This window comes from Streptomyces sp. NBC_00989 (genome assembly GCF_045162655.1).
Classification (GTDB): domain Bacteria; phylum Actinomycetota; class Actinomycetes; order Streptomycetales; family Streptomycetaceae; genus Streptomyces.
The window spans coordinates 6,969,246-6,989,483 of the sequence record NZ_CP108728.1; the positions used below are offsets into that span (position 1 = coordinate 6,969,246).

General features: G+C 69.9%; 22 protein-coding genes and 1 tRNA gene. 13 read left to right on the forward strand and 10 right to left on the reverse strand.

Translation table 11 applies throughout. The annotated features are described in order from the left end of the window. Positions 1–251 precede the first annotated feature (251 nt). Positions 252–1,736: a hypothetical protein gene (locus OG714_RS30985; protein WP_406125898.1), complete on the forward strand. Its 1,485-nt coding sequence runs from the start codon at positions 252–254 to the stop codon at positions 1,734–1,736. Positions 1,737–1,873: 137 nt separating this feature from the next. Here OG714_RS30985 and OG714_RS30990 read toward each other — a convergent pair. Then, positions 1,874–1,948, reverse strand: a tRNA-Cys gene (locus OG714_RS30990). Between the two features lie 194 nt (positions 1,949–2,142). Between OG714_RS30990 and OG714_RS30995 the strand changes: the two genes are divergently transcribed. The 6 genes from OG714_RS30995 to OG714_RS31020 all read left to right on the forward strand — a co-directional run bounded on the left by OG714_RS30995 (position 2,143) and on the right by OG714_RS31020 (position 8,237). Next, positions 2,143–3,609: an MFS transporter gene (locus tag OG714_RS30995; RefSeq protein ID WP_406125899.1), complete on the forward strand. Its 1,467-nt coding sequence runs from the start codon at positions 2,143–2,145 to the stop codon at positions 3,607–3,609. A gap of 65 nt (positions 3,610–3,674) precedes the next feature. Next, the gene (locus OG714_RS31000; RefSeq protein WP_406125901.1) at positions 3,675–3,908 is read left to right on the forward strand and encodes a hypothetical protein; all 234 of its coding nucleotides are present in this window, start codon (positions 3,675–3,677) and stop codon (positions 3,906–3,908) included. Then, on the forward strand, positions 3,905–4,324 hold the full coding sequence (locus OG714_RS31005; RefSeq protein WP_406125903.1) for a type II toxin-antitoxin system death-on-curing family toxin: 420 nt from the start codon (positions 3,905–3,907) through the stop codon (positions 4,322–4,324). The genes OG714_RS31000 and OG714_RS31005 overlap by 4 nt, the downstream gene beginning before the upstream one ends. A gap of 190 nt (positions 4,325–4,514) precedes the next feature. Continuing rightward, complete coding sequence (locus OG714_RS31010; RefSeq protein WP_406125905.1) at positions 4,515–6,314, forward strand: DEAD/DEAH box helicase; 1,800 nt, start codon at positions 4,515–4,517, stop codon at positions 6,312–6,314. Between the two features lie 422 nt (positions 6,315–6,736). Then, positions 6,737–7,378, forward strand: a complete 642-nt coding sequence (locus tag OG714_RS31015; protein WP_406125907.1) for an IclR family transcriptional regulator — start codon at positions 6,737–6,739, stop codon at positions 7,376–7,378. A gap of 64 nt (positions 7,379–7,442) precedes the next feature. Continuing rightward, complete coding sequence (locus OG714_RS31020; RefSeq protein WP_406125909.1) at positions 7,443–8,237, forward strand: S16 family serine protease; 795 nt, start codon at positions 7,443–7,445, stop codon at positions 8,235–8,237. On the opposite strand, the gene OG714_RS31025 is transcribed toward OG714_RS31020, so the two are convergent. The 7 genes from OG714_RS31025 to OG714_RS31055 form a co-directional block, all read right to left on the reverse strand. Beyond that, positions 8,234–8,422 carry a hypothetical protein gene (locus OG714_RS31025; RefSeq protein ID WP_406125911.1) on the reverse strand — a complete coding sequence of 63 codons (189 nt, stop codon included), beginning with the start codon at positions 8,420–8,422 and terminating at the stop codon, positions 8,234–8,236. The two genes, OG714_RS31020 and OG714_RS31025, sit on opposite strands and share 4 nt — an antisense overlap. Positions 8,423–8,433: 11 nt before the next feature. Beyond that, positions 8,434–9,018: an ArsR/SmtB family transcription factor gene (locus OG714_RS31030; RefSeq protein WP_406125912.1), complete on the reverse strand. Its 585-nt coding sequence runs from the start codon at positions 9,016–9,018 to the stop codon at positions 8,434–8,436. A gap of 95 nt (positions 9,019–9,113) precedes the next feature. Further along, positions 9,114–10,070 (reverse strand): glycine betaine ABC transporter substrate-binding protein, encoded by a 957-nt coding sequence (locus tag OG714_RS31035; RefSeq protein WP_406125914.1) that lies wholly within the window; start codon positions 10,068–10,070, stop codon positions 9,114–9,116. Then, positions 10,067–10,870: an ABC transporter permease gene (locus OG714_RS31040; RefSeq protein WP_406125916.1), complete on the reverse strand. Its 804-nt coding sequence runs from the start codon at positions 10,868–10,870 to the stop codon at positions 10,067–10,069. Before OG714_RS31040 ends, OG714_RS31035 begins: the two co-directional genes overlap by 4 nt. Then, entirely contained in the window at positions 10,867–12,126 is a 1,260-nt protein-coding gene (locus OG714_RS31045) for a betaine/proline/choline family ABC transporter ATP-binding protein (protein ID WP_406125918.1), read from the reverse strand. Before OG714_RS31045 ends, OG714_RS31040 begins: the two co-directional genes overlap by 4 nt. Further along, entirely contained in the window at positions 12,119–12,766 is a 648-nt protein-coding gene (locus OG714_RS31050) for an ABC transporter permease (protein WP_406125919.1), read from the reverse strand. Before OG714_RS31050 ends, OG714_RS31045 begins: the two co-directional genes overlap by 8 nt. A gap of 12 nt (positions 12,767–12,778) precedes the next feature. Further along, positions 12,779–13,273, reverse strand: coding sequence for an Lrp/AsnC family transcriptional regulator (locus OG714_RS31055; protein WP_406125920.1), 495 nt, complete (start codon positions 13,271–13,273; stop codon positions 12,779–12,781). 126 nt (positions 13,274–13,399) lie between these two features. Here OG714_RS31055 and hppD point away from each other — a divergent pair, with 126 nt between their 5' ends. Genes hppD through nthA form a run of 5 tightly spaced genes read left to right on the forward strand, consistent with a single transcriptional unit; the run spans position 13,400 to position 16,644 of the window. Then, entirely contained in the window at positions 13,400–14,554 is a 1,155-nt protein-coding gene (gene hppD / locus OG714_RS31060; RefSeq protein ID WP_406125921.1) for a 4-hydroxyphenylpyruvate dioxygenase, read from the forward strand. A 32-nt stretch (positions 14,555–14,586) separates the two neighbouring features. Further along, positions 14,587–15,453, forward strand: coding sequence for a Teichoic acid biosynthesis protein C (Precursor) (locus OG714_RS31065; RefSeq protein ID WP_406125922.1), 867 nt, complete (start codon positions 14,587–14,589; stop codon positions 15,451–15,453). 28 nt (positions 15,454–15,481) lie between these two features. Beyond that, on the forward strand, positions 15,482–15,772 hold the full coding sequence (locus OG714_RS31070; protein ID WP_406125924.1) for a hypothetical protein: 291 nt from the start codon (positions 15,482–15,484) through the stop codon (positions 15,770–15,772). Next, complete coding sequence (locus tag OG714_RS31075; RefSeq protein ID WP_406125926.1) at positions 15,765–16,073, forward strand: SH3-like domain-containing protein; 309 nt, start codon at positions 15,765–15,767, stop codon at positions 16,071–16,073. Before OG714_RS31070 ends, OG714_RS31075 begins: the two co-directional genes overlap by 8 nt. After that, complete coding sequence (gene nthA / locus OG714_RS31080; protein ID WP_406125927.1) at positions 16,063–16,644, forward strand: nitrile hydratase subunit alpha; 582 nt, start codon at positions 16,063–16,065, stop codon at positions 16,642–16,644. The genes OG714_RS31075 and nthA overlap by 11 nt, the downstream gene beginning before the upstream one ends. Positions 16,645–16,656: 12 nt before the next feature. Here nthA and OG714_RS31085 read toward each other — a convergent pair whose 3' ends face one another. Then, positions 16,657–18,138: a tetratricopeptide repeat protein gene (locus OG714_RS31085; RefSeq protein ID WP_406125929.1), complete on the reverse strand. Its 1,482-nt coding sequence runs from the start codon at positions 18,136–18,138 to the stop codon at positions 16,657–16,659. A 92-nt stretch (positions 18,139–18,230) separates the two neighbouring features. On the opposite strand from OG714_RS31085, the gene OG714_RS31090 reads away from it, so the two are divergent. Then, the gene (locus tag OG714_RS31090) at positions 18,231–19,637 is read left to right on the forward strand and encodes an FAD-binding oxidoreductase (protein WP_406125931.1); all 1,407 of its coding nucleotides are present in this window, start codon (positions 18,231–18,233) and stop codon (positions 19,635–19,637) included. Positions 19,638–19,662: 25 nt separating this feature from the next. Here OG714_RS31090 and OG714_RS31095 read toward each other — a convergent pair whose 3' ends face one another. After that, complete coding sequence (locus tag OG714_RS31095) at positions 19,663–20,136, reverse strand: SsgA family sporulation/cell division regulator (protein WP_406125932.1); 474 nt, start codon at positions 20,134–20,136, stop codon at positions 19,663–19,665. Positions 20,137–20,238: the final 102 nt, after the last annotated feature.

A 20,238-nucleotide genomic window follows, 5' to 3' on the forward strand; every position in this document is an offset into this window, starting at 1 on the left:
CCGCGTGCGGTGTCCTCGCTACCCTGTCCCGCCACCAGCGCGGCCACCGCCCGCACGCGAAGCGCCTCCTGCGCCGACGGTGACAACTGCCGCGCATCCCCCACCAGTTCACTCACGCGAGGACCAACGACTCGGAACATCCACTGTCTCGCATCAGTAAGTCCGGCCGGTGCCGGCTGCCGTGCGGCGGCAGCGGCCGCGCGGCTGGGGCCGGGGTGATGGCCATCGACGCCCGCTGGCATAGTGCCCGCATGCTTCGTCGGGTACTGATCGCCAGACGCCTCTCCGCCCTGACGGCCTGCCTCGTCGCCGTTCTCGCCTCGGTGGCGACGCCCGCGATCCCCGCGGCGGCCGACGGCTCCGGCCGGGTCTCCCTGCGGGTCGAAGCCCCGGCGGCCTTCCGGATGTACAGCGCCGACGAGGGTGCCAAGGCCGCGAACAGCGACTTCGGCGTCCCTGTCGCCGTGGAACGCAGTGACGCGGGCCCGGCCCGCAACGTCAGGGTCACCGTGGACACCTCCGGGTTGGACGGCGTCGCCCGGGCGGGCAAGGGCGGCGGTGGGAACTGCACCCAGGACGGCCCGGTGTTCACCTGCGTCTACGGCGACGTGCAGAACGGTGACGGCGAGTCCAACAACCCTTTCACCCTCAACGGCGTGGACGGCGTCGAGCCGGGCGACAGCGGGACGCTGACGTACACCGTCGTCGCGGACAACGCGGCACCGGTGACCGGGACCACCCGGATGACCGTGGGCGGACCTTCGCTCCACACCCCGGCGGACGACGAGTCGGTGAAGGCGTTGGCACCGGGCACGACCCGGAAAACGACGCCCCGGTTCGCGAACCACAGCCGTTTCGCGGCGGAACAGGGTGTCGCGCTCCGTATCTCCGCGGACGACGGGCTGCTGCTGACCTCGCGCCCCGACAACTGCTACTTCGACACCTCCTCCACCTCGGCGTGGTGCGAGTTCTCCACCAAGGCCGCACCTCACACGGCCTACCGCACCAGTTCCCCGGTCCGCTACACGGCCGCCGCCGGAGAGCTGCTGGGCACCCTCTCCTACACCTGGTCGTCCGACCCCGAGCGCCCCGCCGAACTCACGGTGCGCGGCACCGAACCCCCGCTGACCCTGACCAGGACGGCGGACCGCGGCCTCACCGGCGACACCGGGTACGTCAAGGCCACGACCACCGTGCAGGTCGACTACCAGCCGGTGACCGCGACCGTCCGGGGCCGGGTCGGCCAGACAGTGACGGTCCAGCTCGGGGTGCGCGACAACGGACCCGGACGGCCATCGAGCGCGGAGACACTGGGCCGCTTCGAGGTGGTGCCGCCGGAAGGCACCACGGTGACCTCCATCCCGTACACCTTCGAGGACGACGGCGGCGACTGGGCGTGCACACGGCCGAAGAAGCAAGGCGGGGCGTTCGTCTGCGAGATCGGCTACGACGGGTTCTCCGAGGTATGTCACGAAGGAGGGACGACCGTCATCGGGTTCAAGATCCGCATCGACCGCCAGGTCCCCGGCGCGAAGGGCACCATACGCACGTCCAACCCGTTCGACCGGACCCCCCGCAACGACAAGGCGTTCATCCCGCTCGCCGCGTCCCCCGCGCTGTACGACAGCACGGCGATCCGGACCGCCGCGTCCGCCGCGGGGATCGCCGCGATCGTCACCCTGGCGATCGTCCACCGGCGCCGCCGCAACAGGGCTGCCGTCGGCACGAACTCCTGACAGCGCTGCGCACCGACCGCGCCGACCTGCGCTACACCCTCGAACAGAACCCTTTGAGTTTCGGATCAACAGGCGCGAGAAGGGCGGCAACCCCTTCGGGGCGCCGCCCTTTCGCTCTGCTTGGTCAGACGTACTACTGGAGGCCGTGGCGGGAATCGAACCCGCGTAACTCGCTTTGCAGGCGAGTCCCTGAACCACTCGGGCACACGGCCGTGTTTGGTGAGTTGACCGTAGGGCCGGGGGAGGGGCCCGGACAAGGGGGCCCGGGGCGGCGCAACGGGACTGCCATACGCCGTTCATGAATGGGGAGTGGCCGGTGGTGTCGCTGGTCGTACGACCAAGGTCTCAGTAGCGGACCATCCTCCGACAGGGGTCAACCCGGTCTGTGGACCTTACGCTGGCCTGCATGACCGTCCTCGAACCCCGTGACGCCGGCGTCACGGACACCGCCTCTGACCTGGCCGACGAGTGTGACGACACCGTGTTGGGGCGGTCGCATCGGGCGCTCAGTGTCGGGATCGTGTCCGTTGTTCTGCTGATCGCCTTTGAGGCGACGGCAGTTGGGACTGCGATGCCTGTTGCGGCTCGGGAGCTGGGCGGGGTGTCGTTGTACGCGTTCGCGTTCTCCGGCTACTTCACCACCAGCCTGTTCGGGATGGTGTTCGCCGGGCAGTGGTCGGACCGGCGGGGGCCGCTCGGGGCGTTGACCAGTGGGATCGGGGCCTTTGCCGTCGGGCTCGTGGTGGCGGGGACCGCTCAGGTCATGTGGGTGTTCATTCTGGGGCGGGCCGTGCAGGGGCTCGGGGGCGGGCTGGTCATCGTCGCTCTGTATGTCGTCGTCGGGCGGGCTTATCCGGAGCGGTTGCGGCCCGCCATCATGGCCGCGTTCGCCGCGAGTTGGGTCGTGCCGTCCGTCGTCGGGCCGCTTGCCTCCGGGGCGGTGACCGAGCATCTCGGGTGGCGGTGGGTGTTCCTCGGGATTCCCGTGCTCGTGGTGTTTCCGCTTGCCCTCGCCCTTCCTCAGATACGGCGGCGGGCGGCCGGGCCCGTATCAGGACAGGATCAGCAGTCGTCCGGCTCCTTCGATCGGCGCCGTATTCGGCTTGCCCTCGGGATCTCGATCGGTGCCGGGCTCTTTCAGTACGCCGCTCAGGATCTGACCTGGTTCTCCCTTCTCCCCGCTGCCGTCGGCGTCGCCCTGCTCGTGCCCGCCGTGCTCGGGTTGTTGCCGCGGGGGACGTATCGGGCGGCGCGTGGGTTGCCCTCGGTGGTGTTGTTGCGCGGGGTCGCCGCGGGGTCGTTCATCTCGGCCGAGTCCTTCGTGCCGTTGATGCTCGTCACGCAGCGGGGGTTGTCGCCGACCCTGGCCGGGTTCTCGCTCGCGGCGGGCGGTGGGACGTGGGCGCTGGGGTCGTGGGTGCAGGCCCGGGCGCGGGTCGAGCCGTATCGGGAGCGGTTGATGGCGGTCGGGATGGTGTTGGTGGCCGCCGCCATCGCCGCCGCGCCGAGCGTCCTCATCCATGCCGTGCCCGTGTGGATCGTCGCCGTCGCGTGGGCGTTCGGGTGTTTCGGGATGGGGCTGGTGATCTCCTCCACGAGCGTGCTGCTGCTTCAGCTGTCCGCTCCGTCGGAGGCCGGCTCCAACTCGGCCGCGCTGCAGATTTCCGATGGGCTGTCCAATGTCGTGCTGCTCTCCGTCGGCGGGGCCGCGTTCGGGGCGTTGGGCGGTGGCACGGTGGGACATGTGGTCGGTTCGGCGAGTGGCGGGGCGCATCCGGGGGCGTTCGCCGCGGTGTTCCTGCCGATGGCGGGGGTGGCGTTGGTGGGGGCGTGGGTGAGCACGCGGGTGCGGGGGAACACCGAGGAGCGGTGAGCCGTAGAGCGGGACTCCGGCGATATCCCGTCGCCTGCCGGTGACCATCGCCCTACCCTCGCCCCATGCACCAGCCGACCTCCCACCCCCACCCCGACCACCCCCACCTCTGCCTCCGTCTCGACCCCGACCTCCAGCAGGCCCTCGACGACCTCGCCGACGCCACCGGCCGGGAGCCGGAGGACCTCGTGCGGGGCGCCGTAGGCAGATATCTGGACGAGGAGGGTGTGCTGGTGCGGGTGGCGGCCGAGCGCCTTGCCGTCGAGCATGCCGATCTGTTGAGGAGGCTCGGCGAATGACGTACGACTCCAGCGTCTCCGGCCGTCGGCACCTCACCGTCGGCGAAGCGACCGCCGTCGCCCGGATCGCCTTCGGCGGCCGGTCTCCCGAGGTGCGTGAGCCGGGGCTGTTCGCCTCGGCCGTGCACCGGCCGCGCGCTCGTATGTTCGGGACGGATGCCTATACCGACCTGTACGAGCAGGCCGCCGCTCTTCTCCACGCCCTCGCCACGAACCACCCCCTCGTCGACGGCAACAAGCGCACCGCGTGGCTCGCCGCCGCGACCTTCCTCGCCGTGAACGGGGTCGATCTCGCCGGCGTGGACCAGGACACGGCCTACGACCTGGTCATCGACGTGGCCTCAGGGGCGGAAGAGGACATCGGAGTGATCGCGCGGCGGCTGAGGGCGCTGGAACCCCGGCCTCCTCACCTGTGACGTCAGTCCCACCCCCGCCACCCCGGCGTCGTCCGCACGTTGACACCACCACCCCGCCGGTAGGGTGGCCCGGTTGTCATACGTAGCCGATCCCAGACGTAGCCGACGCCAGACGAAGCCACACGTAGCCGACGCCACACGTCGCAGATCCCACCCGTAGCCGAGCCGCCCTACCCCCGAACCGGAGACCGTGACTACCACCGCCGCCTCCTCCACCAGCTCCCACCACCTCTCTCCCGCCTTCCCCGGCCGCGCCCCCTGGGGCACCGCCGGCAAGCTGCGTGCCTGGCAGCAAGGTGCGATGGAGAGGTATGTCCAGGAGCAGCCGCGGGACTTCCTCGCGGTCGCGACCCCCGGTGCCGGCAAGACGACCTTCGCGCTCACCCTCGCCTCCTGGCTGCTGCACCACCATGTCGTGCAGCAGGTGACCGTGGTCGCGCCGACCGAGCACCTGAAGAAGCAGTGGGCGGAAGCCGCCGCGCGTATAGGGATCAAACTCGACCCGGAGTACAGCGCCGGGCCGCTCGGCAAGGACTACGACGGTGTCGCCGTCACCTACGCCGGCGTCGGCGTACGGCCGATGCTGCACCGCAACCGTGTCGAGCAGCGCAAGACCCTCGTCATCCTCGACGAGATCCACCACGCGGGTGACAGCAAGTCGTGGGGTGAGGCCTGCCTCGAAGCCTTCGAGCCGGCCACTCGCCGCCTCGCGCTGACCGGTACGCCGTTCCGGTCCGACACCAATCCCATTCCCTTCGTGACGTACGAGGAAGGGAACGACGGGATCCGGCGGTCCTCCGCCGACTACACCTACGGTTACGGCTCCGCGCTCAGCGACGGCGTCGTCCGGCCCGTCATCTTCCTCTCCTACAGCGGCAACATGCGCTGGCGGACCAAGGCGGGCGACGAGATCGCCGCGCGGCTCGGCGAGCCGATGACGAAGGACGCGATCAGCCAGGCCTGGCGTACGGCGCTGGACGCGCGCGGTGAGTGGATGCCGAGCGTGCTGCGCGCCGCCGACCAGCGGCTGACCGAGGTCAGGAAGGGCATCCCGGACGCGGGCGCCCTCGTCATCGCCACCGACCAGGACTCCGCGCGCGCCTACGCCAAGCTGATCCGCGAGATCACCGGCTCCAAGGCGACCGTCGTGCTGTCGGACGACACCGGTGCCTCCAAGCGCATCGACGACTTCGCGGCGAGCAACGACCGGTGGATGGTCGCGGTGCGGATGGTGTCGGAGGGCGTCGACGTGCCTCGGCTCGCCGTCGGGGTGTACGCCACCACCATCTCCACCCCCCTCTTCTTCGCCCAGGCCGTCGGCCGCTTCGTGCGGTCCCGGCGGCGCGGTGAGACCGCCTCCGTCTTCCTCCCGACCGTCCCCGACCTCCTCACCTTCGCCAACGAGATGGAGGTCGAGCGCGACCACGCCCTCGACAAGCCCAAGAAGGAGGGCGAGGAGGACCCGTACGCCGAGTCCGAGAAGGAGATGGACGAGGCGAACAAGGAGCAGGACGAGGACACCGGCGAGCAGGAGCAGTTCGCCTTCGAGGCCCTGGAGTCCGAGGCCGTCTTCGACCGGGTGCTCTACGACGGCGCCGAGTTCGGCATGCAGGCGCACCCGGGGAGCGAGGAGGAGCAGGACTACCTCGGCATCCCCGGACTCCTCGAACCCGACCAGGTGCAGATGCTGCTCCAGAAGCGGCAGGCCCGGCAGATCGCGCACAGCCGCAAGAAGCCGGACGACCAGGCCGACCTGCTGGAACTGCCCGCCGAGCGGCGGCCCGTCGTCTCCCACAAGGAGATGATGGAACTGCGGAAACAGCTCAACACCATGGTTTCCGCGTACGTCCACCAGACCGGCAAACCGCACGGCGTCATCCACACCGAGCTGCGCCGCACCTGCGGTGGCCCGCCGAGCGCCGAGGCCACGGCCGGACAGCTGCGGCAGCGCATCGCGAAGGTCCAGGAGTGGGCCACGCGCATGCACTGACCCACCGGTCGCCATGTGCAACGGACGGGCCCCTGCCGCACCAGTCGCCCCGTGCAACGGAAACGCCCCTGACCCACCGGTTGACCCGTGTAACCGATGCGCCGCAGACCCGCACATCTGTGCGGAAGCTGCGCAGGGGCAATCCACAGGTCAGGACATATCGACATGTAGTGAACCGGTCCGTACCAGCCGGTGCCCGGATTCTGGACGGAGACTTCCGCTCAGCGAACCTGCTTCGCTAGTGTCCCGCTACGCACACGCCCCGTGGCAGCGCCGCCGCGGAGCGCAGCCGTGAAGCGACTGGGCCCGGACACGCCGGGCCGCCTCGCCGATCGGCGGCCTCTGTAGCGCGTCACTGACGGGACTCGGTGACGCATCCGCCGCGAGGAGGCCGCCGCCTCACCACCTAAGGAGTGGGCGTCGTGACCGCGGAGACCTCCCAGACGCTCGACCGGGGACTGCGCGTCCTCAAACTGCTGGCCGATACGGACCACGGGCTGACCGTCACCGAACTGTCCAACAAACTGGGCGTCAACCGGACCGTCGTGTACCGGTTGCTGGCCACCCTCGAACAGCACGCACTGGTACGCCGGGATCTGGGCGGCCGGGCCCGCGTCGGGCTCGGCGTGCTGCGGCTCGGCCGCCAGGTGCACCCCCTCGTACGCGAGGCGGCGCTCCCCGCGCTGCGCTCGCTCGCCGAGGACATCGGGGCGACCGCTCACCTCACCCTGGTCGACGGGGCGGACGCCCTCGCCGTAGCCGTGGTCGAGCCGACCTGGACCGACTACCACGTGGCCTACCGGGCCGGCTTCCGCCACCCGCTGGACCGGGGAGCCGCCGGCCGCGCGATCCTCGCCGCCCGGCGCCAGGCCGCGGACGAACCCGGATACACCTTGACGCACGGCGAGTTGGAGGCCGGGGCGAGTGGAGCCGCGGCTCCGCTGCTGGGCGTCACGGGGGTCGAGGGCAGCGTCGGCGTGGTGATGCTGGCCGACGCGGTGCCCGAGCGGGTGGGGCCGCGGGTCGTCGACGCGGCGCGTGAGGTCGCCGAAGCGCTGCGCTGAGGCCGTCGGGGGTGGGGGGTGACCGGCGCCCGGCCGGAAGTCGCCGTCGCGTTAGATTGATCCCGTGCTCCTCTCTCGCCTCACGCGCCCCCAGGCCGTAGCCGTCTGCGCCCTGCCTGTCGTGGCACTGCTCGCCACGGCGGGCTTCGCGCCGTTGCCCTTCTCGCTGGCGCAGCCCGGTCTGACCGCGAACGTGCTCGGCGAGAACAAGGGCACCCCGGTGATCACGATCTCCGGGGCGCCGGTGCGCACGACGAGCGGTCAGTTGCGCATGACGACGATCGAAGCGACCGGACCCGATCAGCGTGTCTCGCTGAGCGATGTGATCGACAGCTGGTTCCGTACCGATCGAGCGGTCATGCCGCGTGACTCGGTCTACCCGAGCGGCAACAGCGTCAAGGAGATCGAGCAGCACAACACGCAGCAGATGCAGGAGTCGCAGGACGACGCGACCACGGCCGCGCTCGACTACCTGAACCTCAGCGACAAGAACGTCAAGGTCACGCTCAAGCTGGCCGATGTCGGCGGCCCCAGCGCGGGTCTGCTGTTCACCCTGGGGATCATCGACAAGCTGAAGGGCGACGGCGACGGCGGCGATCTGACGGGCGGTCGCACCATCGCCGGTACGGGCACGATCGGCACCGACGGCACGGTGGGCGCGGTCGGGGGAGTGGCCCTGAAGACCCAGGCCGCGCGACGTGACGGTGCGACGGTGTTCCTGGTCCCGAAGGCCGAGTGCTCGGACGCCAAGTCCGAACTGCCCAAGGGACTACGACTGGTAGCGGTGACCTCGCTGAAGGGCGCGGTGTCTGCCCTGGAGGCGCTGGAGACGGGTAAGGGGTCCGTGCCGGGCTGTTAGGCGAGCGCCGGCTTCGTGCCGTTCGGGGTGGCGGCGAGGCGCAGACCCAGTTCTACGAGGGTCCAGCCGAGGCGTGCACGGAGTTCGCGCGGAGGCTTGGCCGCGAGGGCGATCCGGTGGGCGTCGGCCTGGGCGTGGAGGTCGGTGATCCGGTAGGCGGCGAGCTGCGCGGTGTTGGCGTTCATGGTGGTGCCTCTCAATCCGTCTCGATGGGGAACAGGTGGGTGTGGATGCGCACTTGCTCGGACTTCGGGGTGTCCTTGTCGGGGACGCGGCCCCGGTAGTCGTCGATCAGGGCGTGCATCTTGCCGATGAGCTCGGCGGCCAGATCGGGCGTGAGGCGTACCGTCGCGTCGCTCATGTCGGAGGCGCTCGACCAGGTCTGGGACCACCGGTCGCGGGTGGCGAGCCAGGCGGCCAGCTCACGGCCGTGACGTGCGGCGCCCTCCTGCATGAACACCTCTGTCAGTCCGCGCACCTCGGGACTTGCGTCCTCGAAGTCCGTGCTGTCGTAGCGGATGCTCTGGTCCACCGCCTGCCACCATCGCTCCCGGCCCTTGCCGCGCTCCGGGGCATCCTCGACGAAGCCGTGTTCGGCGAGCTGGCGCAGGTGGTAGCTCGTCGCGCCACTGGACTCGCCCAGCCGCTCGGCCAGTTGGGACGCGGTGGCGGGACCGTGGTGCCGTAGCGCGTCCAGCAGCTGCATGCGCAGCGGGTGCGCCAGGCCGCGCAGCGAGCGGGCGTCGAGGCGGCGTTGTTTCCGTTCTTCGTGCTCCTGCATGAGTACAAAGGTAGCGTTGCAAAGAAGTCGTTGCAAGGGGTTCTTTGCAACCTCTTCTTTGTAACCTCAGCCCTGCAAGTCGCCGCTCCTCAGGCCTACTTGACCAACCCCTCCGCCTTCATCCAGTCCAACGCCACCTGATGCGGATCCTCCCCGTCGACATCCACCTTCGCGTTCAGCGTCCGCGCCACCGTGTTGTTCAGCTTCTTCGTGACCGGGTCCAGGACCCTCGCGATCGCCGGCCACTTCTTCAACGCCTTCGTGTTGATCTCGGGCGCCGCGTTGTAGTTGGGGAAGAACTTCTTGTCGTCGGCCATCACCGCGAGGTTCATCGACTTGATGCGCCCGTCGGTGGTGAAGACCTCGCCGTACGTGCAACTCCCCTTCTTCACCTGGGTGTAGATGATCCCGGTGTCCATCTGCGTGATGTTCTTCGCGGGGAGGTTCATGCCGTACGCCTTCTCCATGCCCGGCAACCCGTCCGCGCGGTTGGCGAACTCGCTCTCCACGCACACCGTCACCGCGCCCGGGTCCTTCTTCGCCAGCGCGGCCACCTCGGACAGCGTCTTCGTGCCGTACTTCTTGAAGTTGGCCTGGTTCATCGCGAGCGCGTACGTGTTGTTGAGGGCGGAGGGAGCCAGCCAGGTGATGCCGTTCTTGAGGTCCGCGTCCCGTACCGCCTGCCACTGCTTCATCGGGTCGGTGATCGGCTTGCTGTTGCCGAGGTAGGTGATCCACGCGGTGCCCGTGTACTCGTACATCCCGTCCGCGTCACCGGACTTGACGGCTTCCCGCGCTCCGATCGAACCCTGGATGCCGGTCCGGTCAAGGACGTCCGCGCCGGCCGCCTCGAAGGCGATGCCCATCATCGCGCCGAGGATCAGCTGCTCGGTGAACTCCTTCGATGTGACGGTGAGATGGGCGCCCTTGAGCGGCTCGCCCCGCCCGATCGTGCCGGGGCTGACGTCGTCGACCATGGGGGAGCCGCTGGTCAGTCCGCAGCCGGAGACGACGATCAGCGCACCGACCGTCACCAGACAGGTGCGTTTCATGCGCCCGCCTCCAATCCCCTTGGCCGCAGCAGGAGTTCGGCCAGGGAGGCCAGCCAGTCCACGAGCAGGGCGAGGCTGACCGTGAGGATCGAGCCGAGCACCAGGACGGGCATCCGCTGGGTGGTGATGCCGGTGGTGATCAGGACACCCAGGCCGCCGCCCCCGCCGAAGGTCGCCAGGGTGGCCGTACCGACGTTGAGGACCAGGGCGGTTCGGACACCGGCCAGGATCAGCGGGACCGCAAGGGGGAGCTCCACCTTTGCCAGGACGCCGAGTTGGGACATGCCGATGCCTCGGGCCGCCTCCAAGAGCGTGGGGTCGTTGGCCTTCAGGCCCGCGATGGTGTTGGACAGGACCGGCAGAACGGCGTAGATGATGATGCCGATCAGGGCTGCCTTCTCGCCGGTGCCGAGCCAGATCACCAGCAGGGCCAACAGGCCGATCGCCGGGGTGGCTTGACCCATGTTGGCGAACGTCATCGCCACCGGGGCGGCCTTGCGGAACGCCCCGCGGGTCAGCAGGATGCCCAGCGGGATCGCGATGATCAGCACGAAGAACGTGGAGATCACGGTCAGTTGGACGTGCTGCCAAAGGGCCTTGGACACCTGGCCGTTGGAGAGCGCGTTCTCCGAAATGGCGTCCAGGTGGGCCTGGTTGAACCACAGCCAGGTCGCCAGCAGGATCGCCACCAGCGCGGCGGGCAGGAACGTCAGCTTCTGCCAGGTGATCCGGCGTTTCGGGGGAGTCGTGGTCGGCGGCGCCTCGACTTCCGTCTCCTCGTCCAGCTCGGGAGTGGTCACGCCTTCGCCTCCCCGCCGGCGCCTTCCTGCTCGGCGTGCGTCTGGAGGGCGCGGGCCTCCTCCAGCTCGTGCCGGCCCTCCATCGCCTCCAGCCGGTCGGCCTCCAGGAGTTCGTGCACGGAGTTCATCAGCGTCTCCATGTCGACGACGCCGGTGTACTCGCCGCGCCGCCCGGTGACCGCGACCCGCCCCGCGTTGTCCGTGAGCACCGCCTCCAGCGCGTCCCGGAGCGTCGCGTCCCGGGTCACCGTGTCGCTGACCAGCGTGCCCGCCCGGGCCAGCGAACCCTTGGCGCGCATCATGTCGCCGCGCCGCAGCCACTTGTAGGGCCGGCCGCGCTTGTCGAGGAGGAGGATCTCGTTGGTGCCGCTGTCCCGGAGCTTGTCGAAGATGTTCTGGAGCGGGTCGTCGACGGTCACCGTCGGATAGTCGGTGATCTCCACGTCCCGTACGCGGGTCAGGTTCAGCCGCTTCAGGGCCGCCCCGGCGCCCACGAACCCGGACACGAAGTCGTCCGCCGGGTTGGTGAGGATCGCCTCCGGGGTGTCGAACTGCGCGATGTGCGAGCGTTCGCGCAACACCGCGATCCGGTCGCCCAGTTTGATCGCCTCGTCGAAGTCGTGGGTGACGAAGACGATCGTCTTGTGCAGTTCGTGCTGGAGCCTGATCAGCTCGTCCTGGAGGTGATCGCGGGTGATCGGGTCGACCGCGCCGAACGGCTCGTCCATCAGCAGCACCGGCGGATCCGCCGCCAACGCCCGTGCCACGCCCACGCGTTGCTGCTGTCCGCCGGAGAGCTGGCGCGGATAGCGGCCCTGGAACTCACCGGCGTCAAGACCGACCAGGTCGAGCATCTCCTCCACCCGGTTCCTGATCCGCGACTTCGACCAGCCGATCATCTTCGGGACGAGCGCGATGTTCTGGGCGACGGTCATGTGCGGGAAGAGACCGCTCGACTGGATCGCGTAGCCGACCTTGCGGCGCAGCTTCACCGGGTCGATGTCGGTGACGTCCTCGCCGCCGATGCGGATCCGGCCGCCGGTCGGTTCGATCAGCCGGTTGATCATCTTGAGCGTGGTCGACTTGCCGCAGCCGGACGGCCCGACGAAGACGACGAGTTCGCCCGCCTTGATCTCCATGTTGACGCTCTCGACGGCCGGGTCGGCGCTGCCCGGATACCGCTTGGTCAGGTTCTCCAGCTCGATGGAGGCACCGGAGGTCGCGGCAGCCGGTTCGGACTCGGATCGCTCAGGCACGGATCCCCCTGGGAATGGTCAGCCGTCCGAGAAGGACGTACGCGGCGTCGAACAGCAGCGCCAGGACGATGATCCCGAGCGTGCCCGCGAGCACCTGGTTGAGGGCGTTCTTGCTGCCCAGCGACCCGATCCCGCGGAAGATCTCGTTGCCGAGACCGGGCCCGGAGGCGTACGCCGCGATGGCCGCGATGCCCATCAGCATCTGGGTGGAGACCCTGATCCCGGTCAGGATCGGCGGCCAGGCCAGCGGCAGTTCGACCCGCGCGAGCCGCGCCAGCCGGGACATCCCGATGCCCTTCGCCGCGTCCACCAGGGACGGGTCGACCCCGCGCAGGCCCACGATCGAGTTACGGACGATCGGCAGCAGGCCGTAGAGAGTCAGGGCGATCACCGTGGGCGGAACGCCGAGACCGACGATCGGAATGAGCAGACCGATCATGGCGAGCGACGGAATGGTCAGAATGGTCGACGTGGCCGTGGTGGCGAGGTTCCCCGCCCACTCGCTCCGGTACGTGACGACCCCGATCACCACGCCGATCAGCGTGGCCACGACCATGCACTGGAAGACCGCGCTGGCGTGCTGGTAGGCGTCGGTGAGCAGCTGCTGGTGCCGGTTGCCCAAGTACTCCCAGAAGCTCACATGCCCACACCCCTACGTCGGCCAGGTCGTCGTCTCTTCCGGGTCTTCCGCCGCCTGTTTCACCAGCGGGATGATCCGCAGCGGAACGGGGTTCTCCATGACGATGGCGGTGGCGGCCCGGACAATGCCATCAAAACCGACAACCCGGTCGATGACCCGCTGGAGATCGGCGTTCGACCGGGCCACGAGCCGGCACAGCATGTCCCCGCTGCCGGTCGTGGTGTGCAGTTCGAGGACCTCCGGGACGGTCGCCAAGTGCGCCCGGACGTCCGGGCCTTGCCCCTGCCGGATCTCCAGCGTCGCGAACGCCGTGACCGGATAGCCGAGCGCCGCCGGATCGACCTGCGGGCCGAATCCCCGGATGACTCCATTCGACTGAAGCCGGTCCAGCCGCGCCTGCACCGTCCCCCGGGCCACCCCCAGCCGCCGGGACATCTCCAGCACCCCGATCCGCGGCTCCTCCGCCAGCAGCACGATGATCCGGCCGTCCAGACGATCGATGCCCATGGTGTCCGCCTCCGAGGATGGTCATCCTGTACAGAAAGCCCGCCGAAACAGTCGTGCCACTGAACAAACTGCCCAGCAGATACGCAAACTATTGCGCACCTTGCGAAGGAGCGGGAGCCTGCGGCCATGGCTGTCATCTCTGCGAACACTCACCCCACCCCCGACACCGCCCGGCAGGCCGACCCATTCCCGGTGAAGGGAATGGACGCGGTCGTCTTCGCCGTGGGCAACGCCAAGCAGGCGGCGCACTACTACTCCACGGCCTTCGGCATGACGCTGGTCGCCTACTCCGGACCGGAGAACGGCAGCCGCGAGACCGCCTCGTACGTGCTCACCAACGGCTCGGCCCGCTTCGTCTTCACCTCCGTCATCAAGCCCGCCACCGCCTGGGGCGAGTTCCTCACCCGGCACGTGGCCGAGCACGGCGACGGTGTCGTCGACCTCGCCATCGAGGTGCCGGACGCGCGCGCCGCGTACGCCTACGCCGTCGAGCACGGCGCCCGCCCGCTCGCCGAGCCGTACGAGCTGAAGGACGAGCACGGCTCGGTCGTCCTCGCCGCGATCGCCACCTACGGCGAGACCCGGCACACCCTCGTCGAGCGCACCGGCTACGACGGCCCGTACCTCCCCGGCTTCGCCGCCGCCGACCCCCTGGTCGCGGCCCCCGCCCACCGCACCTTCCAGGCCATCGACCACTGCGTCGGCAACGTCGAACTCGGCCACATGAACGAGTGGGTCGGCTTCTACAACAAGGTCATGGGCTTCACGAACATGAAGGAGTTCGTGGGCGACGACATCGCGACCGAGTACAGCGCGCTGATGTCGAAGGTCGTGGCCGACGGCACGCTCAAGGTCAAGTTCCCGATCAACGAGCCCGCCATCGCCAAGAAGAAGTCCCAGATCGACGAGTACCTGGAGTTCTACGGCGGCGCGGGCGTCCAGCACATCGCGCTCAACACCAACGACATCGTGCAGACCGTACGGACGATGCGCGCGGCCGGAGTGAAGTTCCTCGACACCCCCGACTCCTACTACGACACCCTCGGCGAATGGGTCGGCGACACCCGCGTCCCCGTCGACACCCTGCGCGAGCTGAAGATCCTCGCCGACCGCGACGAGGACGGATACCTTCTCCAGATCTTCACCAAGCCGGTCCAGGACCGGCCTACGGTGTTCTTCGAACTCATCGAGCGACACGGCTCGATGGGCTTCGGCAAGGGCAACTTCAAGGCGCTGTTCGAGGCGATCGAGCGGGAGCAGGAGAAGCGGGGCAACCTGTAACGCACGGGTCCCGCAAGGGACTTGGGAGGACCGTGGCCGACGTGCCGATCGACCTGGCCGCACCGGCCGTACGCTGGCTGTGGCAGAAGGGCACCCTGCACGAGCCCACGGTCCTCCAGTCGTTCGCCCTCGACGAGGTCCATCAGCGTCTGTACGTCCTCCAGTTGAGAACGGGCGGCGCCGACGCCGGCAACCTCTGCCTCAACCAGCTCGACTACACGGGCAGTTCGCTCGGCCACATGCACCTCCAGGGCTTCGGCCACGGCGTCAGCATGGGCGTGCAGAACACCTCCGACGGCGATGTGTGGATCTGGACCGAGGCCGCCGCGAAGGGCGGTTCCGGAGGCGCCTACGGCCAGGCCGTCACCCGCTTCCACTTTTCCGACGGCGCCACCCGCACGTCCGCCGACGTCGCGATCCGCAAGCCGATCGCGAACTCCACCAACAACCAGCCCACGGTCTGCATGACCTCGAAGCGCATCGCGATCCGCTACCGCATCGCCAACCAACCCCGGTACCGGGTCTGGGACTTGGACGCCTTCGTCGCCCGCGACTACGCCACGCCCCTCGCCGACATCGCCCAGACCGGCGCCCACCCGAACCCGGCGATCCCGTTCCAGGGCTACGCGCTCGACGGCGACCACCTCTACCAACTCGCGGGAACCGCCTACGACTCCACCACCAACCCGCCCGCGAAACACGGCAACGCCTATGTCTCCTGCCTCGACATCCGCACCGGTGAACTCGTCCAGCAGTCCCGCACGGAGGCCGGCTCCACTCTCACCTACCGCGAACCGGAGGGCCTCGCCATCCGCACGAAGCCCCGCACCCGCCTGTGCGTCGGCTTCGCGTCCGGGGAGGCGGGGGAACGGCGGTTCTCGCTCTGCCTCAAGCCGTAGGCACGGTCGCCGCCGCTACGCTGCACCCATGGCCAGGATCAACGACGTGGGCGGCACCCAGGGCTTCGGTGCCATCGACACCACCGACGACCCCGAGCCCTTCCACGCCGACTGGGAGGCGCGCGTCGTCGGGCTGTTCAACGCCCTGCGCGCGCAGGGGATCTTCAACACCAACGAGTTCCGGGACGCGATCGAGTCGATCCCGCCCGCCGCGTACCTCTCGATGTCGTACTACGAGCGCTGGTTCACCGCGATCACCACGCTGCTGGAACGCAAGGGCGTGATCGCACCAGGTGAGACGGGGGAGCCGGATGCCTGACCGCTTCCCGCCCGGCACCCGCGTCCGGACCTTCCTCCACGACCCGCCGCACCACACCCGCCTGCCCCGCTACGCACGCGGCAAGTCCGGTGTCGTCGTGGAGCCGGAGGGCCGCGCGGAGCTGGCCGACGTCAGCGCGCGGGGGAGCGGGGACGCACCGGTGGAGCAGGTGTACGCGGTGCGGTTCGCGGCCCGGGACCTGTGGGGCGAGGGCGACCACCACGTCGTACTGGACCTGTGGGAAAGCTACTTGGAAGCGTGCGAAGAGGAACACGAAAAGGGTGCGGCCGATGAGCGGTGACCACGAGGACGCCTCGATCTCCCGGCGGGTGCGGCGACTTGAGACCCTGCTGGAGGAGAAGGGGGTCGTGACGGCCGGAGCGGTCGACGAGGTGCTCGACGCGTTCCTCGCGGGCGCGTCACCGGCGAACGGGGCACGGGTGGTGGCCCGCGCCTGGACCGACGACGCCTACCGGGCAAGGCTGTTGACGGACGGCACGGCGGCCGTGCAGGAACTCGGCTTCATGGACGGCTCGTTCCAGCGGCTGCGGGTCGTCGCGAACACGGACGCGACGCACAACGTCGTCGTCTGCACCCTCTGCTCCTGCTACCCGCTCGGGCTCCTCGGCCCGTCCCCTGGCTGGTACAAGTCCGAGGCCTACCGCTCCCGCGTGGTCCGCGAACCCCGGTCCGTCCTGGCCGAGTTCGGCCTCCGGCTGCCCACGGACACGGACATCACCGTGTGGGACTCCAGCGCGGAGACCCGCTACATGGTGCTCCCGCGCAGGCCCGACGGCACGGAGTCGTTGTCGGAGGACGAACTGGCCGCACTCGTCACCCGCAACGCGCTCATCGGCACGGCAGCGGTCTGACGGCCGGAAGGCTCAACCCGCCTTCTCCTGCGGCTCGTTGTCCTGAACCTCCTTGTCCGTGGGCAGCCCCTCCTCGGGCGGCTCGCCCAGCGCCGCCAACGCCGCCTGCGCCAGCGGCACCCGCAGCGGCGAGAAGTACGGGTTGATCTGCAACGCCTCCTGGAGATGCCGTCGCGCGGACGCGGACTTCTCCAACTCCCGCTCGATCATGCCCCGGTGGAACGCGTACAGCGCGTCCCGCACCCCGCCCCCGTGCACCTTGTCCGTCGCCACCGACGCGAACTTCAGCGCCTCCTCGTCCTGCCCCGCCCGGTGCAGCGCCCACCCCAGCGCGTCGGCCACCGGGATCCCCGGCTGCCGCGTCCACTCACCGCGCAGCCGCCGTACGGCGTCCCGCGCGTCGCCGTGGTCCGCCTCGAAGACGCCGAGGACCAACTCGTCGTCGACCCCGGCCGCCGCGTCCTTGGCGGCGAGGGCGCGCAGCGTGTCGTACTGCACGCGGGCCGCCTGGCCGAGGCCGAGCGCCTCGTACAACTCGCCCAGTTCCAGGGCGTATTGCGGGGTCGGCTGTTTGGCGAGGGCGACCTGGTACGCGTTCAGGGCCTCCGAGGTGCGGCCCAGCGCCGCGAGCGCGCGCCCCTCACCGGCGAGCGCCTCCCGCTGGTCGGGATCGAGCCGTACGGCCGCCTCGAAATGCCGTAGCGCGACCTCGCGGTCCCCGCGTTCCCAGGCCAGCTCGCCGGCGCGCTGGAGCCAGGCGGCCTGTTCGGCGGGGGCGGTGGCCTTCGCCGCCGCGTCGGCGAGCTGGGCGGCGGCGTCCTCACGCCAGCCCCGGTCGCGGTAGACGGCGGCGGCCCGCGCCATCACGGCGGGCCCGGTGCGCAGCTCCAGCAGCTTGTCGAGGGTGCGCTTGGTCGCCTTGTAGTCGCCGAGGCCGGTGTACGCGTCGATCAGCAGCGGATACGTCGTCCACCGCCTCGGCGCCAGCTTCACCGCGGCCTCGCCCCAGGTGCGCGCCGCGCGGAAATCCCGCCGTTCGTTCGCGAGGGCCGCCAGACCGTCCATCGCCACGGCGTTCGCGTCGTTGCCCTTCGCGCGCACCTTCAGCGCGGTCCGCAGGGCCTCCTCGGCCTTCGGGTAGTACAGGGTGTCCCCGGTCCGCCGCCCCTGCTCCACATAGGCCGAGCCGAGCACCGCCCACGACCGGGCGTCCCGCGGATGGACCCGCACCCGCGTCTCACGGTCGCCGATCAGCGCGGCCAGGTCCGGCAGCGCGGCCGGCACCCCCGCGGTCACCGCGGTCAGCGCCTGCGCCTTGGGTCCCGGCGCGGGCGGCGGCACCGGCCGCGGCTCCTCGGGCAGCAGCCACAGCAGCCCGCCGACCACGGCACATCCGGCGACCGAGGCGATCAGCACCCGGCGCAGAACGGGGGAGCGGCGCCTGGGCGCCTCCGCCACCAGGGACGTACCGGGGCTCCGCTGTTCGTTCTCCATGGCGCTCACTGTGCGTCAGTACGACGACCACATCCCGGCACCCAAAGCCGCGCGCGGACGGGGTTCACACCGATGGCCGCGAGTGCGACGCTGTGATCATGAGCCGTATCGAAGCGCCTCGCGACCAGGACACCGGGACCCTCGTCGACCGGCTGCTGGCCGGGCTGCCCGCCGAGGCCGTCCTGACCGACCCGGACGTCACGGACTCGTACGCCAACGACATGGCGAGCTTCTGCCCGTCCGGCACCCCCGCCGTCGTCGTGCTGCCGCGCACGGTCGAACAGGTCCAGCACGTCATGCGCGTCGCCACCGAACTGCGCCTCCCGGTCGTCCCGCAGGGCGCCCGCACCGGCCTGTCCGGCGCGGCGAACGCGTCCGAGGGCTGCATCGTGCTGTCCCTCGTCAAGATGGACCGCATCCTGGAGATCAGCCCGGTCGACCGCATCGCGGTCGTCGAGCCGGGCGTCATCAACGCGACCCTCTCCCGTGCGGTCAACGAACACGGCCTCTGCTACCCGCCGGATCCCTCCAGTTGGGAGATGTGCACGATCGGCGGCAACATCGGCACCGCGTCCGGCGGGCTGTGCTGCGTGAAGTACGGGGTGACGGCCGAGTACGTCCTCGGCCTGGACGTCGTCCTCGCCGACGGGCGGCTGATGAGCACCGGGCGGCGTACGGCCAAGGGTGTCGCCGGGTACGACCTGACCCGGCTGTTCGTCGGGTCGGAGGGCTCGCTCGGGATCGTCGTCAAGGCGATCCTGGCGCTGAAGCCGCAGCCGCCCCAACAGCTCGTCCTGGCGGCCGAGTTCGCGTCCGCGGCGGCCGCCTGCGACGCCGTGTGCCGGATCATGGCGGAAGGGCACGTGCCGTCCCTCCTCGAACTGATGGACCGTACGACCGTCAAGGCCGTCAACGACCTGGCGCACATGGGACTGCCGGAGAGCACCGAGGCGCTGCTGCTGGCGGCCTTCGACACGACGGACCCGGCCGCCGACCTGGCCGCCGTAGGAGCCCTCTGCGAGGCCGCCGGAGCCACGCAGGTGGTGCCCGCCGAGGACGCGGCCGAGTCCGAACTGCTGCTCCAGGCGCGGCGGTTGTCGCTCACGGCGCTGGAGGCGGTCAAGGGCACGACGATGATCGACGACGTGTGCGTGCCCCGGTCGCGGCTCGGCGAGATGCTCGAAGGGGTGGAGCGGATCGGCGAGAAGTACCGGCTGACGATCGGCGTCTGCGCGCACGCCGGTGATGGCAACACGCACCCCACCGTCTGCTTCGACGCGCAGGACGCCGACGAGTCCCGGCGCGCCCGCGAGTCCTTCGACGAGATCATGGCCCTCGGCCTGGAGCTCGGCGGCACCATCACCGGCGAACACGGTGTCGGTGTCCTGAAGAAGGAGTGGCTGGCCCGCGAGATCGGCCCGGTGGGCGTGGAGATGCAGCGGGCGGTCAAGGCGACCTTCGACCCGCTGGGGATCCTCAATCCCGGCAAGCTGTTCTGACCCCGCGGTTCGACTTCCCTACGGCTCACTCCCCGTCCCGCGACTCGTCCGACGGCCACGGGTCGCGCAGCCACAGATCGTCGGCCGGGGTCGGTGCGAGCAGCTCGGCCAGGCCGGCGTCGATGCCGAGCTGCTCGGCCTCAGAGCCCGGGGGTACCACCCGCAGGGTGCGCTCCAGCCACGCCGACACCTGGGCGGCCGGGGCCTCCAGGAGGGCGTCCCCGTCGGGTGAACTCAGCGCCATCAGGACGACACTGCGCCGCTCCACCTTCGTCGGCCACACCCGCACGTCCCCGTGCCCGCACGGCCGGAACACCCCCTCGACGAGCAGTTCGCGGGCGAACGTCCAGTTCACGGGGTGCTCGGAGTTGATGTGGAAGGAGATGTGGACGGCGTACGGATCGTCGGTGCGGTAGCTCAGCCGGGCCGGTACCGGAATGCTCCGCTCCGGCGACAGGATGAGTTTGAGCTCCAACTCCCGCTCTACGACTGTGTGCATGACGTGTGTCTCCTCTCGCTGACCGGGCCCTGCGGTGGGCCCGTACGAGTGGAGAGGGCGTGCGGGCGGAAGCATTACGCGAGTTCGGGAATCTTTTTTTTC

Coding starts and splice junctions, on each gene's coding strand:
- OG714_RS30985 (WP_406125898.1), top strand. CDS start 252: ATGCTTCGTCGGGTACTGATCGCCAGACGCCTCTCCGCCCTGACGGCC.
- OG714_RS30995 (WP_406125899.1), top strand. CDS start 2,143: ATGACCGTCCTCGAACCCCGTGACGCCGGCGTCACGGACACCGCCTCT.
- OG714_RS31000 (WP_406125901.1), top strand. CDS start 3,675: ATGCACCAGCCGACCTCCCACCCCCACCCCGACCACCCCCACCTCTGC.
- OG714_RS31005 (WP_406125903.1), top strand. CDS start 3,905: ATGACGTACGACTCCAGCGTCTCCGGCCGTCGGCACCTCACCGTCGGC.
- OG714_RS31025 (WP_406125911.1), bottom strand. CDS start 8,422: ATGAACGCCAACACCGCGCAGCTCGCCGCCTACCGGATCACCGACCTC.
- OG714_RS31030 (WP_406125912.1), bottom strand. CDS start 9,018: ATGCAGGAGCACGAAGAACGGAAACAACGCCGCCTCGACGCCCGCTCG.
- OG714_RS31035 (WP_406125914.1), bottom strand. CDS start 10,070: ATGAAACGCACCTGTCTGGTGACGGTCGGTGCGCTGATCGTCGTCTCC.
- OG714_RS31055 (WP_406125920.1), bottom strand. CDS start 13,273: ATGGGCATCGATCGTCTGGACGGCCGGATCATCGTGCTGCTGGCGGAG.
- hppD (WP_406125921.1), top strand. CDS start 13,400: ATGGCTGTCATCTCTGCGAACACTCACCCCACCCCCGACACCGCCCGG.
- OG714_RS31070 (WP_406125924.1), top strand. CDS start 15,482: ATGGCCAGGATCAACGACGTGGGCGGCACCCAGGGCTTCGGTGCCATC.
- OG714_RS31075 (WP_406125926.1), top strand. CDS start 15,765: ATGCCTGACCGCTTCCCGCCCGGCACCCGCGTCCGGACCTTCCTCCAC.
- nthA (WP_406125927.1), top strand. CDS start 16,063: ATGAGCGGTGACCACGAGGACGCCTCGATCTCCCGGCGGGTGCGGCGA.
- OG714_RS31085 (WP_406125929.1), bottom strand. CDS start 18,138: ATGGAGAACGAACAGCGGAGCCCCGGTACGTCCCTGGTGGCGGAGGCG.
- OG714_RS31095 (WP_406125932.1), bottom strand. CDS start 20,136: ATGCACACAGTCGTAGAGCGGGAGTTGGAGCTCAAACTCATCCTGTCG.